Source organism: Microbacterium sp. LWH7-1.2 (assembly GCF_038397755.1).
In the GTDB taxonomy this organism is placed as follows: Bacteria; Actinomycetota; Actinomycetes; order Actinomycetales; family Microbacteriaceae; genus Microbacterium.
In genome coordinates this window covers 4215515-4229685 of the sequence record NZ_CP151637.1, presented here as the reverse complement: position 1 = coordinate 4229685, position 14171 = coordinate 4215515, and the positions used below count along the sequence as shown (strand labels likewise).

Here is a 14171-nt window from a genome sequence, read left to right as displayed (position 1 = left end):
ACGAAAGAGCGCGCGGTACCCCCGCAGATACACGGCGGCGCGAATCCGACCTCAGCTCTCGAAGTCCTCCGGTTCGACGTCGTCGAGGAAGCGCTTGAACTCGTCGAGCCGCTCGGCGGCATCCGTCTCGGTGAGCACGTCGGGAACACCCGCCTCGGTGAGGACCGCGTCGGCGACCCAGATCGGCGCGCCCACGCGCGACGCGAGAGCGACGGCATCGGACGGACGGGCATCGACGACGCGCTCGCCGAGCGCCGTCGACAGCGTGATCTCGGCGTAGAACGTGCCGTCCTCGATGCGCGTCACCTCCACCTTCGTCGTCACCGCGTCCAGCGCGGTCAGGATGAGCCCCATCAGATCGTGCGCGAGTGGCCGCGGCACCTCGGCGTTCTCGACGGCGACCAGGATCGACGTCGCCTCGAGCTGACCGATCCAGATCGGGAGCACGAGCCCGTCGCCGGGGATCTGATCGACGGGCTTCAGCAGCAGCACGTGCTGCCCCGACGCGTCAAGAGCCACACCGGCCACGCGGACCTGGACCATTGCGCACCCCCTCGACTCGCGGCATCCGTATCCGCCATCGTGGCACGGCGGCCAGGGGTCTGACAGGGGGTTACACGCGGGCGATGAAGTCGCGCAGCAGGAGGTTGACCTTCACTGGATCGCGCGCCTGGGGCAGATGTCCGCCACCGCCGATGACGACGAGGTCGCCGCCGGTGAGATCGGCCACGATCGGGCCCCTGAGCGGGTTCTGGCAGTTGTCGAGAGAGCCCGTGATGACCAGCACCGGGCAGCGGACCGCCTCGCAGACAGCAGTGGCCGTATCGACGGAGTTCGCGAGATACGGCGGCGAGTCGTATTCGAGGAGCATGGTCTCAGGGCCGGCACCGAGCGACCATTCGACGCAGTCTTCGCGCTGCTTGGTCGAGTGCGGTTCGGGGAACATCTCGCCGAAGAAGAAGCGGGAGAACGCGGGCCAGTCCTCGCGCCAGAAGTGGCGGTTCTGCTGCTGCCAGCCCTCGTACGAATCTCGAGGTTCGTCGAAGTCGTAGGCGATCCGGTGCGGCAGCGGCTCGGTCAGGAGCAACCCGGGATTGATGGCGCAGACGCCGAGGACGCGCTGCGGGCGCTCCGCCGCCATCATCAGTGCGTGACCGGCACCCGTGCACACGCCGACGAGCACCGCCCGGTCGGCACCGACGGCGTCCAGGACCGCCCACTCGTCGTCCAGGAGCAGCCGGTCGCCGAGCTGATCCGGCGAATCGGGGCGACCGCTGCCGCCGTTGCCGCGGGGATCGCTCACCACCACCCGGAACGAGCGTGCGAGAAAGGGGATCTGCGCCTTCCATGCCCTGCTGTGCACGATCACATCGGGCATGAGGAGGTAGACCGTCGGCGAACCGTCCCCGTACACCTCGTAGCGCACCGAGACGCCGTCGCGGTCGAGGTCCCCGGTCGCCGTCGGCTGGGCGGCGCGCATCAGATCAGCTCCGCGAGCATCGCCGCGGCCCGTGCCGCGCCGTCGGTCTCGACGGGACGGTACTCGACCTCGTGGGATGCCTCGGCGACGAGCGCCTCCGCGAGCACCGCCGGATCGCTCGCCTCCTCGTAGCGCAGGCAGCGTCCCGCACCGTAGCGATCCAGCCGGTGGCGGACGTGGAAGTTCTGCTCGAAATGGTTCTCCAGCGGCACGTAGAGGAACGGCCGTCGAGCGGCCGTCAGCTCCATGCAGGTCGTGAGGCCGCCCTGCACCACCGCGACATCACAGGCGGCGAGGGCGCGGTAGAGGTCGGGCACGAACCCCCGCACGCGCGCTCCCTGCCGCCGGGGCAGCGACGACGGATCGATGCGCGGGCCGGTCACCACGAGGAAAGTCAACTGCGGCAGCATCCGTCGCGCCAACGGCACGACATCCATGACTCGATGCAGCAGGGCATCGCCGACGCCCGAACCGCCGACGGTGACGATGCACAGCACGTCGTCTGGCCGACAGCCGAGATCTGTGCGAACGCGCTCCCGGTCTTCGCCGGTCGGCGGCGTGAAGCCGGTGACGTAGCCGGCGAAGTCGTAGTGGGCCTCCGTCCAGTCCCGGATGCGGGGCATCCCCGGTCCGAAGGCGGCGTCCACGATGTCGTCGGGATTCCCGACGAAGATCGATCGATCCCGCAGCCGCCGGTAGCGCGCCCGCTGCTCGAGCATCTCGGCGTTGTAGTCAGCGGTGAGGGAGGCTTCGGCATCCCCGCCGCTCGGCATCGGCAGCCACCCGACGAAGTCGGTCATCCAGGCGAAGGCGAACCTCTTGAGCTCGGGGTTCTCGTGCAGGAAGTAGTCGACGTCCCAGGCCTCATCGCCGATCACGAGGTCGTAATAGGTCTCGTCGACCACGTCGTTGAACACCATGAAGTTGTTGACGAGGATCTCGTCCATGCGCCGGATCGCCTGGAACGCGTGCAGATCGTGGTCGGCCGACTCGTCCTCGATGTGCGCGGATTCGTTCGCGAGCAGGGCGGATGCCGGGTGCACAGGCTCCCCGGCATCCGCCAGCACACGCGTCACCGGATGCTGCGCCAGCCACTCGATCTGGAGGTCGGGGTGGATCCGGCGCAGCTCTTGTGCGATGGCGACGTCGCGCCGAGCATGGCCCAGGCCGATCGGTGACGAGAGGAACAGAGCCTTGCGTGGGCGACGCTGCGCCCGGACCCAGGTGTGGCGGTTGCCCATGGCGGCCATCTCCTCGTGCTCAGGGCCCAGTGTGCTCCTCTCGCCTGCTCTGCGTCAGGGCCGCACCTCGATCACGCGGTTGAACGGCGTCTCGGCGACGGTGCGGAACCGCGTGAAGCCGCCCGCGGCCGTCACATCGCGGATGCGCGCGGGACCCGCCTGCGTGCCGAGGGCGAGGCCCACATCCTGGGAGAGTGAGGACGGCGTGCACAGGAGGGTCGAGAAGCCGTAGTACGCGCGCCCCACGGGGTTGAGGTTGTCTTCGACGCTGTCGCCGGCCATGGGCTCGACGATCATCCACGTGCCGTCGTCGGCGATCGCGTCGCGCACGCGGCGCGCGGCACCCACCGGGTCGCCCATGTCATGCAGGCAGTCGAACATCGCGACCAGGTCATAACCGCTGCCGCCGAACTCCTGGGCCGACGCGATCTCGAAGCGGACGTTCTCCACGCCGGCCTCGGCGGCGCGGGCGCGCGCCGTGTCGATCGACTCCGCGTGGTAGTCCGAGCCCACGAAGGTGGAGTTCGGGAAGGCGTGAGCCAGCAGGATCGTGGACGCCCCGTGGCCGCAGCCGACATCGGCGACGAGTGCTCCCGCCTCGAGCTTCTCGCGGACACCGTCGAGGGCGGGGATCCATGCATCCACGAGATTCGCGTGGTAGCTCGGGCGGAAGAACCGCTCGCAGCCGACGTGCACGTCCGCGCCGTGCTGGTGCCAGCCGTAGCCGGCACCGCTGCGGGCGGCTTGCACGATGTGCTCGGTGTCATGCACCGTCCCGAGCGCGATCTGGAAGAAGCCGGGGAGGAAGGCCGCGCTCTCGGGGTCGGTCATGGCCAGCGCGTGCTCGGCCGGAAGCGTGTAGCGCCTCGTCGCGGGGTCGTAGGCGACGTAGCCGCCTGCGGCCTGGGCGTTCAGCCATTCGCGCGCGTACGGCTCCGCCGTCTGCGTGCGTTCCGCCAGCTGCGCCGGGGTGCTCGGGCCGTGCGCGGCGAGATCCCGGTAGTACCCGAGCTTGTCGCCCATCACCACCAGGGCCGCGTTGAGTGTCGCGCCGACCTCGTCGACGGCGCGGAAGACGAAGTTCATCAGCTTGTCGGTGTCGATCTGCGTGGGTGAGGCGGTGAGAGACATCAGCGGCTCCTTCTGTCGGTGGGTTCGCTGCGATGAGCAGCTGTCTCGACGTTAGGAATGCGCCGGTCACCGTCGCATCCGGGGACCCCCCTGGTCGTCGGCCCGGTCGTAGACTCGGGCCATGCTGGTGGGTCGGCAGGCCGAGCAGCAGCGGATCGAACGGCTCGGGGCCGCCGCGCGTCTGGGGACGAGTGGCGTCCTCGTCGTGCGCGGCGAAGCGGGCGTCGGCAAGACGGCACTCCTCGACGACTCGGTGTCCCGGCTCGACGGGATGCGCGTGCTGCACGCGACCGGCCTCGAGTCGGAGCGCGAGATCCCGTTCGCCATGCTCCTGCAGCTCCTGCGGCCGGCGCTGGGATCGCTCGACGGCATCCCACCGGTTCAGGCGGAGGCCATTGCCGCAGCCCTCTCCCTGCCAGGAGCCGCGCGCCCCGCCGATGGGATCGACCGGTTCACGATCGGTGCCGCCGTGCTGAGCCTTGTCTGCCGGTTCGCCGAAGACGGGCCGATCGGCGTCGTCGTCGACGATCTTCATGTCGCCGACGTGCCATCGTCGAATGCACTCGTCTTCGCCGCCCGACGCCTCGCGGCAGACCCGGTCGTCACCCTGTTCGGCGTGCGCAGTCCTGAGGGCGATGACGTCGTCACCGGACTCCCGACGCTGTCGCTCAGCGGGGTGGATCTCGATTCGGCTCGAGAGATCCTCGGTCGCGCGGCCGGCGAGGCGGTCTCGGACGAGCGCGTCCGCACGCTGCACCGCGCCACCGACGGCAATCCCCTCGCGATGCTCGAACTGCGCGCGGCTGATCTCGACGTGGTCGAGAGCATCGAGACAGGGCTGCCGCTGCGGGTGCCGCGTGCCGTGATCGACGCATTCGGACGACGCCTGGCGGGACTGCACGCCGACTGCCGCTCCGCCTTGCTCGTCGCTGCCGTCTGCGGACCGGACCACCGCTTCGTCGGCGCGGCGTGCGCGGAGTACGGCGTGGATGTGGCGGATCTCGATGCGGCGGAAGACCTGGATCTGATCCGCGTGCACGACGGACGCGTCGGCTTCCGGCATCCGCTCCTGCGCGCGGCCGTGTACTCGGGCGCGTCCGCCCAGGCGCGACGCGCAGCGCATCGAGCGGCCGCCGACGCCGCGCCGCCGGGAGACGTCGACCGAAGGGCGTGGCACCTGTCGGAGGCGACATCGCACCCTGACGAGCCGGTCGCCGCGCTCCTCTCGGATGCAGGTGACCACGCCCTCGCGCGTGCCGCCTACGCGGTCGCATCGGGGGCCTTCGAACGTTCTGCGCGATTGACCCCGGATGCCGGGGCGCGCAGTGCGCGCCTGCTCCGTGCCGCGGACGCTGCGTGGGAGGCCGGCGACGGGGGCCGTGCGGTCACCCTCCTCGATCGCCGGGCGGCCGAGGCGGCCGCCGCCCGGCCGCAACCTGCGGGCGATGCTCTTCGCGAGGTCGAGCTGCGCGCGTCCGTTGCGGCCCGTTCCGGCTCGCTGCAGGAGGCGCTCGACATCCTGCTGCGCGCCGCCGAACAGACGACGTCGGCGGATGCCGCGACTGTCGCACTCGCGGATGCCGTACACGCCACGTACTATCTGGGCGACGCCCGCACGGCGCTCGCGCTGGCCGACCGGATCGCCGACATCCTCCCCGAGGTGCGGACCACGCGCGCCCACGCGCTGGGGCTGATGGCCTCGGGCATGGCGAAGACCCTCGCGGGGCACGGCGGCGCCGATGAGATCCGCGCCGCGGTGCCGCTCCTTGAGACCGACCCCGACCTGCGCGGCGATCCCCGTCGGCTCTCGTGGCTGATGCTCGCGCCCCTGTACCTTCGCGATGCCACGAGCGGCGTGCGGCTTCGCGAGCTCGTCGACGAGGTGCGCGGAGCCGCCGGGATCGGTGCACTGCCGGCGCTCCTCTTTCATGTCGCGGTCGATCAGGCGACGACGGCCGCAACGTGGGTGCGCGCCGAGGCGAACTTCACCGAGGCGATCCGGCTCGCGACCGACACGGGTCAGACCACCGAGCTGGCCATGTCGCTGGCCGGGCTCACCCGATTGGATTCACGAGCCGGGCGCGCCGACGCGTGCCGTGCACACGGCGACGCGGCGCGCTCTCAGTGCGCCGAACGCGGCATCCATGTCGGCGAGGTGTGGGTGGCGCACGCGCTGGGCGATCTCGAGCTGTCGCTGGGGCATCCGGAAGCCGCCGCCGCGCTCTTCGCCGAGCTGATCGGCCTTCTCGGGCGTCTTGGGCTGGACGACGTCGACCTCGCTCCGGGGCCGGAGTACACCGACGCCCTCGTTCGCGTCGGGCGACGCGCGGAGGCCGGCGCCACCGCTTCGTCGTATCGCGAGAACGCGATGGCGAAGGGGCAGCCGTGGGCTCGGGCCCGCGCGGAACGCGCGATGGGGATCGCGGACGAGGACGGCGCGTCCGACGGATGGTTCGAGTCGGCGCTCGACTGGCACGAGCAGACTCTCGATCGGTTCGAGGCGGCCCGCACCCGCCTCGCGTACGGCGAGCGGCTGCGCCGGTCGGGTCGGCGGATCGATGCACGCGTTCAGCTGCGAGAGGCCCTCGACGACTTCACCGAACTGGGGGCGGTGGTGTGGCGCGATCGCGCCGCGACCGAGCTCACGGCCACCGGCGAGCACGTCCGTGTCGCCGGTGGCAACGCGGTCTCCGCCCTCACCTCTCAGGAACTCCAAGTGAGCGTCCTCCTCGCCGAGGGACGCACGACCCGAGAGGCGGCGGCCGCGCTCTTCCTGAGTCCGAAGACCGTGGAGTACCACCTGCGCAAGGTGTACACGAAGCTGGGCATCAGCTCGCGCTCCGAGCTCACGGATGCTCTTGCCGGGGAGGCGGTCCGTCGCGAGGATCGCGCAGGGCGGGGATGAGGGACCGCGGGCCGTGGCCCCACCGCGCGGTGCATTCACTGGAATGGATGCCGCGCGCGTACGGTTGCAGACGACATGCAGCGATTCGGAACCCTCTCGTTCGGACACTACGGCCCGCTCGGCGGCGGGCGACAGCTCAGTACGGCCGACTCGATGCTGCAGGCGATCGACCTCGCCCAGGGCATGGACGAACTGGGCGTCAACGGCGCGTACTTCCGCGTGCACCACTTCGCACGCCAGCAGTCTTCCCCCATGCCGCTGCTCGCGGCGATCGCCGCGCGCACCGAGAACATCGAGGTCGGCACCGGCGTCATCGACATGCGCTACGAGAACCCTCTCTATCTCGCTGAGGAGGCGGCATCCGTCGATCTGATCTCCGGCGGCAGGCTCGCCCTCGGTGTCTCGCGGGGCTCACCCGAGACCGTCGTGCGCGGCTACGAGGCGTTCGGCTACACCGGCTCGGAAGATCCCCGCGGCGCCGACATCGCGCGCGAGCACTTCGACCTCTTCCTGCGGGCGATCGACGGCGAAGGACTGGCGGAACGGGATGCCTCGTCCCCGTTCGGCACCGGAGCCACCGGCTTGCAGCGCATCGAACCGCAGTCCCCCGGGCTGCGTTCGCGCATCTGGTGGGGCGCCGGCAACCGCGAGTCCGCGGAGTGGGCGGGCCGGACAGGCGTGAATCTCATGTCGTCGACTCTGCTCACCGAGGCGGACGGCACCCCCTTCGACCTGCTGCAGGCGCAGCAGATCGACGCGTTCCGCGCCGCCTGGCGCGAGGCGGGGCACGCCGGCGAACCACGGGTATCGGTGAGTCGCTCCATCTTCCCGATCACGACCGCCGAGGAGCGGATGTACTTCGGCGGACGCCAGGACGGCGACCAGATCGGTGTGATCGACGGGATGCGCTCGACGTTCGGGAAGACCTACGCGGCGGAGCCGGACGAGCTCGTCGAGCAGCTCAGAGACGATGCGGCGATCGCGTCGGCCGACACCCTCATGCTCACGATCCCGAGCCAGCTCGGCGTCGAGTTCAACCTGCGGGTGGTCGAGTCGTTCGCGAAGTACGTCGCACCGCAGCTCGGATGGCAGTCGGCGCGCCCCCTGACTTCTTGACCGGCCGGTCAGTCAGGCGTACCGTTCGAATCGACCCCCGATCGGGAGCCATCAGGTTTCGGAAGGAGGAGATCCGAATGAAGAAGTGGAATCGCTGGGAGGACTGGGTCGCAGCCGGTGTGGGCCTCGTCGCCGCGGTGTGCGCGTTCGCCTTGCCACAGATGGGCGCCTCGATGCCGTGGATGCTGATCGTCGGTGTCCTGCTCATCGCTGCGGGCATCGCCAACCTCGCGATGCCGGGCATGGTGGCGATGGAGTACGTCCAGCTCGCGCTGGGCGCGCTGCTGTTCGTCGCTCCGTGGCTTGGCGGCTATGCCGACATGCAGGCCGGCGTCGCCTGGGTCAGCTGGATCGGCGGAGCGGTCGCGGTGATCGTCGCCGCGCTCGCCGTGAGACCCGCCATGCACATGCACGACCAGACGCTCCCGCACTGAGTGCGAGCCGAGACGGGGGCGCCGGCCACGACCGACGCCCCCGCCGCTTTCTCCAGGACCCGACATGACCCGCGATCGCGAAAGCCGCAGGCTCATCCTCGACGCCGCCGAGCGCCTGTTCGCGGAGCGCGGCTTCGACGCCACACCGACGACGGCGATCGCGGACGTCGCCGGCGTGCCGAAGGGGCTGCTCTTCTACTACTTCCCCACCAAGACCGATCTGCTGCGTGCGCTGGTCGGTGAGCGTCTGGATCTCGACCCCATCGACACGTCCGGGCTGATCGCGCGCGGCGACCCCGCACGCACCCTGCTGAACGTCACCGGCCGGCTGCGGGAGCTGCAGGCGGAGTCGGCGGTGCGCCGCGTCATCGTGTGGCGCGAGCACCGCACGCACCCGGAGGTGCGCGAGAAGCTGCAGAACTACCGCGCCCAGCTGCAGACGATCGTCGAGCGCGTGCTCGGCGCGAGCATCCTCCACCCGATCGCGGCGCGCCGGGTGCGCACGGCCGCCGCCGCCTGGGTCGCGATCATCACCACGCCGAGCCTGCTCGAACTCGCCAGCGCCGACGAGACCGGTTCCGGGGGCGGCGACGTCATGGCGGACGCGACCGAAACGGCGGACCTGCCTGCCCTCGCCGACCTGATATCGGCAGGCCTGCGCGAGCCGGCCGCCTGACCGCTCCGGGCGGGCTCAGTCGAGCACTTCGATGCCCGTGATGCGCAGCTCCTCCACGTCCAGACGCGTCTGGATCTGGGTGACGACCGCGTCGTCCACCGCGCCCTCTCGCCGCAGGCGATAGAGCACCTCGCGCTTACGGTCGAGCACTGCGATGCGAAGTCGCGAGTACTCCGCGTCTCGCTCACGGGGCGAGGGCAGCGGGGCAGGCACCTCCAGGAGCGCCGTGGCCGTTGCGGCCTCGGCGACCGCGTCCGTGCCCTCGATCCTCCTGTCGAGATCGGCGATCTGACGGTCGACCTCGGCCTGCTCGCGGGCCTGCACCCGCTCGTTGTTGCGTTCGAGGTACTCGTAGTAGTCGCGGGTCAGACGATCGCGGATCTCCTCGCTGATGCCGTGGTCGCGGGCGAGCTCCTTGACCGCGGTGAGCGCGGCGCCCGTGATGGCGCGTTCGGCGAGCTCCAGCTCGTGCTGCAGGGCGGAGTCGTCGGGCAGACGCGCCCACCGAACGACAGCGGGAAGAAGCGGCCCCTGCACGAGAAGGGTCAGCACGATGACACCCGCGGTCACGAAGATGATCTCGTCACGGCCCGGCAGGGCCTCGCCCGCGCTCGTGGTCAGCGGCACCGACAGTGCGATCGCGAGCGACACCGCACCACGGAACCCCGCGACGGCGCTGACGATCCGCGCGCGATAGGTCGTGCGGCGAAGTCGCTGCGAGGGCCGGCGATCGAGCAGGCGGATGATCATGACCGACGTCGTCTGGAAGACGAACCGGGCGATCAGCAGCACCAGCCACACCGCCACGGTCATGACGGCGAGCCAGCCGATCTCGCGGCCGGGGATCTCGTGGGCGACCGCCTGCACCTCGAACCCGATCAGGACGAACAGCGAGCCGTTGAGGAGGAAGGAGCCCAGCGGCCAGGTCCACGCCGCCTGACGGCGCGAGGCGGCCGTGCTGATGCGCGGATTGATGTAGGCGACGATGAGCCCGGCGACCACCACTGCAAGCACGCCGGATGCGTGGATCAGCTCGGCCACGAGGAACGCCGTGAACGGCACGAGCAGAAGCGCGATGTTGAGGTTCAGCGTGTTCCGCAGGCGCCTCATCACCAGATACGCGACACCCGCCACGACGACACCCGCGGCGGCTCCGCCGACGTAGGACAGCAGCACCAGCCCGGTGATGTCGAGCGGCGTGTACTGTCCGCCGACCGCGACACCGACCGCCACGCCGTAGATGACGAGCGCCGTGCCATCGTTCGTGAGGCTCTCGGCCTTGAGGTTCATGAAGTTGCGCCGTGGCAGCATCCGGCCGAGGGCGGCCACCGCGGTGGCATCGGTCGGCGCGACGGCCGCGCCGAGGATCAGCGCGGCATCCCAGGGCAGCCCGAGCGCGGAGGCGATGCCGGCGACCGCGAACGCGCTCGCGACCACGAGGCCCGTGCTCATGAGGAAGATGCCGCGGAAGTCCCGGCGGATCGAGCGCAGTGACGTGGTCATGCTCTCCCAGAAGAGCAGCACCGGGAGGAAGAGGAGCAGCACCGTTTCGGGCGGCAGCACGATCTCACGCACCTCGGGGATGAAGCCGAGCGCCAGTCCCGCCACCAGGAGCAGCAGGGGCATGGCCACCCGGAATCTCGGAGCCAGGATCGCGCCTGTGAGGACGGTGATTCCGAGCAGGACGGTGACCTCGAGTCCGTTCATGTGGGCTCCCTTCAGCGCAATGATCCTGCAACCGCGGGCGACATGACGGGATTCCCGCGAATCCCGAGATCGCTGCGCGGGTTAGAGTGTCCGCACCGGACACGACGTCGTGTGCACGGGATGCCGGGGAGGGGCAGGTTGGGCGAGGTTCTCACGTTCGCGTCGCGCGAGGTCGCCGACGTCGAGGAGACGTGGCGCCGTTTCGTGCCGTCGGCCGCACTGCAGCGGGTCGATCCGCGCACGTTCGAGTTCTCGTGGACGTCGGCGGCGATGCCCGGGTTCTCGATCGTCAACTACCGCCTGGCCGCATCCGTGCAGTCCGCCATCGCACCGGACGACCAGATGATGGCCTGCCGCGTCGCTTCTCGCGGCGCCTGGGTGGGCACGCCCCGGGGCGACCTGAACTCCGGCCTGCCCTGGCTGGCGCTGGACGGGCCGACGACGGCGCGCTGGCAGCAGCAGGCCGACGTGCGCGCCTTCGTCTTCGACCGTGCGCAGGCGGAGGACGGTGCCCGCCGCATGACCGGCGACGACCGGTTCTCACTCCGGTCGGCGACCGTCGGATCGTCACCGGTCCATCGCGACCTCGCCGCGCACTGGGAGCGCGTCTTCCAGCACGTCGCCGCCACCCTCTTCGTTCCCGGACCCAGCCCGGGGATCGTCGAGGCGGAGCTGCGACGGCACGCGCTGCACACCACGCTCGCCGTCTTCTCCCCCGCCTTCGTGGCCGCCCTCGAGCGCTCCGCGCAGCGCACCGCCGCACCCAGGACCGTGCGCCGCGCGATTGCATACATCGAGCAGCACGCGCAGGAGGCGATCACGATCGAGGACGTCGCGCTTGCCGCCGACATCTCCCCGCGAGGATTGCAGTACGCCTTCAGGCGGGCACTGGACCAGACCCCGATGGAGTATCTGCGCCGGCAGCGGCTGGCCGGAGCGCATGCGGAGCTGCAGGAGGCGACGGGCGTGTCGGTGGCCGAGATCGCCCAGCGCTGGGGATTCGCCAGTGGATCGCGGTTCGCCCGCCACTACCGCGAGGCGTATGGACGCTCGCCGCGGCAGACGATGCGAGGCCACTGAGCCGCTTCGTTCGGGGTGTACTCGGCCGAATCGCTGAGCTGATCTCGACGGCGTGGGGCGCCGTGCGGATGCGGACCTGTCTCCACGGCGACCTGCGCGGGTAGACTCCGGCCTGTCGAGGTGATGGAGGCGACGCGGATGGACAGCACGGATCTGGCCGATCTGATCGACGACCTGACGGCGAAGGCGCGCGAGGCCTCGAGCGGGCGCGCCGCGCGGACCATCCGCGGCGGTCATGAGCACGCCCTGCGCGAGACGGTCATCGCGCTGCGCGCCGGACACGAGCTTGCTGAGCACGAGAGCCCCCACGAGGCCACGCTGCAGGTGCTCCGAGGGCGCGTGCGACTCATCGCCGGCGACGACGCCTGGGACGGGGCATCCGGTGATCACCTCACGGTCCCGCCGCAGCGCCACAGCCTCGCGGCGCTGGAAGACGCCGTCGTGCTCCTGACGGTGTCGAACCGCGTGCCCTGACTCGGCCGAGGTCGGTCCGGTCGCAGCGCTCGGGCCCGTTCAGGGCAGTCCCGTGACTGAGACACCGAGCCACTCCGCGAGTTCGGAGATCTCGGCGCGGACCATCTCGGATTCCTCCGGCTCGAACGGCAGGAACTCATGGATCGCGTTCACCCTGAGCACCTCGCGATCGCGGGCGACCTCGGCGTCCAGCATCCCGACGAACCGGTCGCCCATGAGGATCGGGTGCGCGAAGAAACCGTACCGGCGCTGCGCCTTCGGTTTGAACTGCTCGAGCACGTAGGTGAACGCGAAGAGCTCCTCGAGGCGCTTCCGGTCGAAGAGCAGGCTGTCGTACGGGTTCAGGAAGGCGACCCGGCCTCCGGCGTCCTCCTCTTCGAGAGCGGCCAGCGCCTCGGGGTCGACCCGGTACTTCGTCGTGCTGCCCTCGACGACGGCGGGTTCGCCGGTGTCCTTCGCGACGCCGCTCCAGAACCAGTGCGGCTTCGTGAGACCGGCGGACTGCAGTCTGCGTGCCGCCAGGAGCGCGGCGGCCTCGTCGTCGCCGTATTCCGGCAGGTCCTGCGGGTACACGCGCTCAGCGAGATCCCACACCCGATGGCGACCTTCGCGGCCCGTGACCGCCACCTCTCCCTGACGGAGCAGGAAGTCCAGCATGTGGGGCACCTGGTTCGTCCCCGACCAGCCGTCCGGCGCACGGCTCACCTGCGCGGTATCGGGGATCTCGCTCGCGAGCAGCGGTCCTTCGGCGCGCAGTCGCGCAAGCACATCCTCACGGAAGCCGGCGTTCGCCTCGAGCCACTGCCGGCTGCTCTCGCGCTGCGGCCACCGGCGCATCGCGGGCAGCATCAGCGGCAGCAGGCTCATGGGGCGGAACGTGCCGTCGAACTCGAAGAGAAGACGGTCGTCCTCCACGACCTTGCGCAGCTGCCCGGGTTCGTACGACCAGCCGATCCGCGACCACAGCACAGTGTGCTCGCACGGCGCGATCGTCGCGGTCGGGTCGATCTTGATGTAGCCGAGCTGCTCGGCGACCTCGACGACGTCGCCCGGCCTCTCGGCATCGAGCAGCTGCGCGCGGACCACGATGCGCCGCGCCTGATCGCGAGTGAGCCGGTGCGCCGTCACGCAGAATCCGCGGATTCGGCGAAGCCGCCGGGGAGCACCCGGTACCGCACGTGCGTGACGAGCGACGCCGACCGGCCCGAGATCTGCTCGAGCCGGACGGGACCGATCCCGTCGAGCAGGCGCAGCCCGGTGCCGACGATGCTCGGCGAGATCTGCAGCATCAGCTCGTCGATCAGGCCGGCGGCCAGATAGGAGTTCGTGGTCGACACGCCTCCGGCCACATGGATGTCGCGGTCGCCCGCAGCCTCCCGCGCCCGATCGAGGGCCGCGTGGATGCCGTCGGTGACGAAGTGGAAGGTGGTGCCGCCCTCCATCTCGACGGACTCCCGAGGGTAATGGGTGAGGACGAAGACCGGGGCGTGGTAGGGGGGATCGGCGCCCCACCATCCGCGCCAGTCGCGGTCCCACTCGCCGCGTACGGGACCGAACATGTGGCGCCCCATGATGTACGCGCCGGCGGAGACGATCGCGTCGATCTCGGCACGGTTCTCGTCGGGCGTCTCGAACATCCAGCGGTGCAGCGCGTTCTCGGGCACCTCGCCGAACGGGCGCTCCTCCGTCTGGTTGACTCCGGCACCGATCCCGTCGAGCGAGAGCGACATCGTGGCGACGACTGACATGCGAACCTCCGATGGGACGTGCGGTCGGCCCCACGCTAGTCCGGGCACCGACGGCACGACAGCCCTCTCGCGCATGCGCGGGTGACGGTCGCGGATAGCACCCGTGAGTCGAGGTCGCAATCCCCGGGCGACGCCGCGCGTTCGTTCGTATCGTCCGGAGGGCGACCGCTGACCGGGCG

Annotated in this window: 13 protein-coding genes; 6 read left to right on the top strand and 7 right to left on the bottom strand. The window is 70.4% G+C overall.

Going from position 1 to position 14171, the window contains the following annotated elements; genetic code table 11:
- Window positions 1-51 precede the first annotated feature (51 nt).
- From MRBLWH7_RS19645 to MRBLWH7_RS19630, 4 genes are all read right to left on the bottom strand, one after another.
- Window positions 52-543, bottom strand: coding sequence for a bifunctional nuclease family protein (locus MRBLWH7_RS19645; RefSeq protein WP_341997572.1), 492 nt, complete (start codon window positions 541-543; stop codon window positions 52-54).
- A gap of 70 nt (window positions 544-613) precedes the next feature.
- Window positions 614-1480, bottom strand: a complete 867-nt coding sequence (locus MRBLWH7_RS19640) for an alpha/beta hydrolase (RefSeq protein ID WP_341997570.1) — start codon at window positions 1478-1480, stop codon at window positions 614-616.
- Window positions 1480-2721, bottom strand: coding sequence for a glycosyltransferase (locus MRBLWH7_RS19635; RefSeq protein WP_341997568.1), 1242 nt, complete (start codon window positions 2719-2721; stop codon window positions 1480-1482). The genes MRBLWH7_RS19640 and MRBLWH7_RS19635 overlap by 1 nt, the downstream gene beginning before the upstream one ends.
- Window positions 2722-2775: 54 nt before the next feature.
- Window positions 2776-3852: a class I SAM-dependent methyltransferase gene (locus MRBLWH7_RS19630; RefSeq protein ID WP_341997566.1), complete on the bottom strand. Its 1077-nt coding sequence runs from the start codon at window positions 3850-3852 to the stop codon at window positions 2776-2778.
- 121 nt (window positions 3853-3973) lie between these two features.
- Here MRBLWH7_RS19630 and MRBLWH7_RS19625 point away from each other — a divergent pair, with 121 nt between their 5' ends.
- The 4 genes from MRBLWH7_RS19625 to MRBLWH7_RS19610 all read left to right on the top strand — a co-directional run bounded on the left by MRBLWH7_RS19625 (window position 3974) and on the right by MRBLWH7_RS19610 (window position 8983).
- Window positions 3974-6757 carry an AAA family ATPase gene (locus MRBLWH7_RS19625; protein WP_341997563.1) on the top strand — a complete coding sequence of 928 codons (2784 nt, stop codon included), beginning with the start codon at window positions 3974-3976 and terminating at the stop codon, window positions 6755-6757.
- A 75-nt stretch (window positions 6758-6832) separates the two neighbouring features.
- Window positions 6833-7873, top strand: a complete 1041-nt coding sequence (locus MRBLWH7_RS19620) for an LLM class flavin-dependent oxidoreductase (protein ID WP_341997560.1) — start codon at window positions 6833-6835, stop codon at window positions 7871-7873.
- 77 nt (window positions 7874-7950) lie between these two features.
- A complete protein-coding gene (locus MRBLWH7_RS19615) occupies window positions 7951-8307 on the top strand; it encodes an SPW repeat protein (RefSeq protein ID WP_341997559.1) in 357 nt (118 codons plus the stop codon).
- A gap of 64 nt (window positions 8308-8371) precedes the next feature.
- Complete coding sequence (locus MRBLWH7_RS19610) at window positions 8372-8983, top strand: helix-turn-helix domain-containing protein (RefSeq protein WP_341997558.1); 612 nt, start codon at window positions 8372-8374, stop codon at window positions 8981-8983.
- 15 nt (window positions 8984-8998) lie between these two features.
- Here MRBLWH7_RS19610 and MRBLWH7_RS19605 read toward each other — a convergent pair whose 3' ends face one another.
- Entirely contained in the window at window positions 8999-10690 is a 1692-nt protein-coding gene (locus MRBLWH7_RS19605) for a Na+/H+ antiporter (RefSeq protein ID WP_341997556.1), read from the bottom strand.
- Window positions 10691-10828: 138 nt separating this feature from the next.
- Here MRBLWH7_RS19605 and MRBLWH7_RS19600 point away from each other — a divergent pair, with 138 nt between their 5' ends.
- Both MRBLWH7_RS19600 and MRBLWH7_RS19595 read left to right on the top strand, forming a co-directional pair.
- On the top strand, window positions 10829-11770 hold the full coding sequence (locus tag MRBLWH7_RS19600) for an AraC family transcriptional regulator (RefSeq protein WP_341997554.1): 942 nt from the start codon (window positions 10829-10831) through the stop codon (window positions 11768-11770).
- Window positions 11771-11908: 138 nt separating this feature from the next.
- Window positions 11909-12244 carry a cupin domain-containing protein gene (locus tag MRBLWH7_RS19595; protein ID WP_341997552.1) on the top strand — a complete coding sequence of 112 codons (336 nt, stop codon included), beginning with the start codon at window positions 11909-11911 and terminating at the stop codon, window positions 12242-12244.
- A gap of 39 nt (window positions 12245-12283) precedes the next feature.
- On the opposite strand, the gene MRBLWH7_RS19590 is transcribed toward MRBLWH7_RS19595, so the two are convergent.
- Both MRBLWH7_RS19590 and MRBLWH7_RS19585 read right to left on the bottom strand, forming a co-directional pair.
- On the bottom strand, window positions 12284-13372 hold the full coding sequence (locus tag MRBLWH7_RS19590; RefSeq protein WP_341997550.1) for a crosslink repair DNA glycosylase YcaQ family protein: 1089 nt from the start codon (window positions 13370-13372) through the stop codon (window positions 12284-12286).
- The gene (locus MRBLWH7_RS19585; RefSeq protein ID WP_341997548.1) at window positions 13369-13992 is read right to left on the bottom strand and encodes a dihydrofolate reductase family protein; all 624 of its coding nucleotides are present in this window, start codon (window positions 13990-13992) and stop codon (window positions 13369-13371) included. The genes MRBLWH7_RS19590 and MRBLWH7_RS19585 overlap by 4 nt, the downstream gene beginning before the upstream one ends.
- Window positions 13993-14171: the final 179 nt, after the last annotated feature.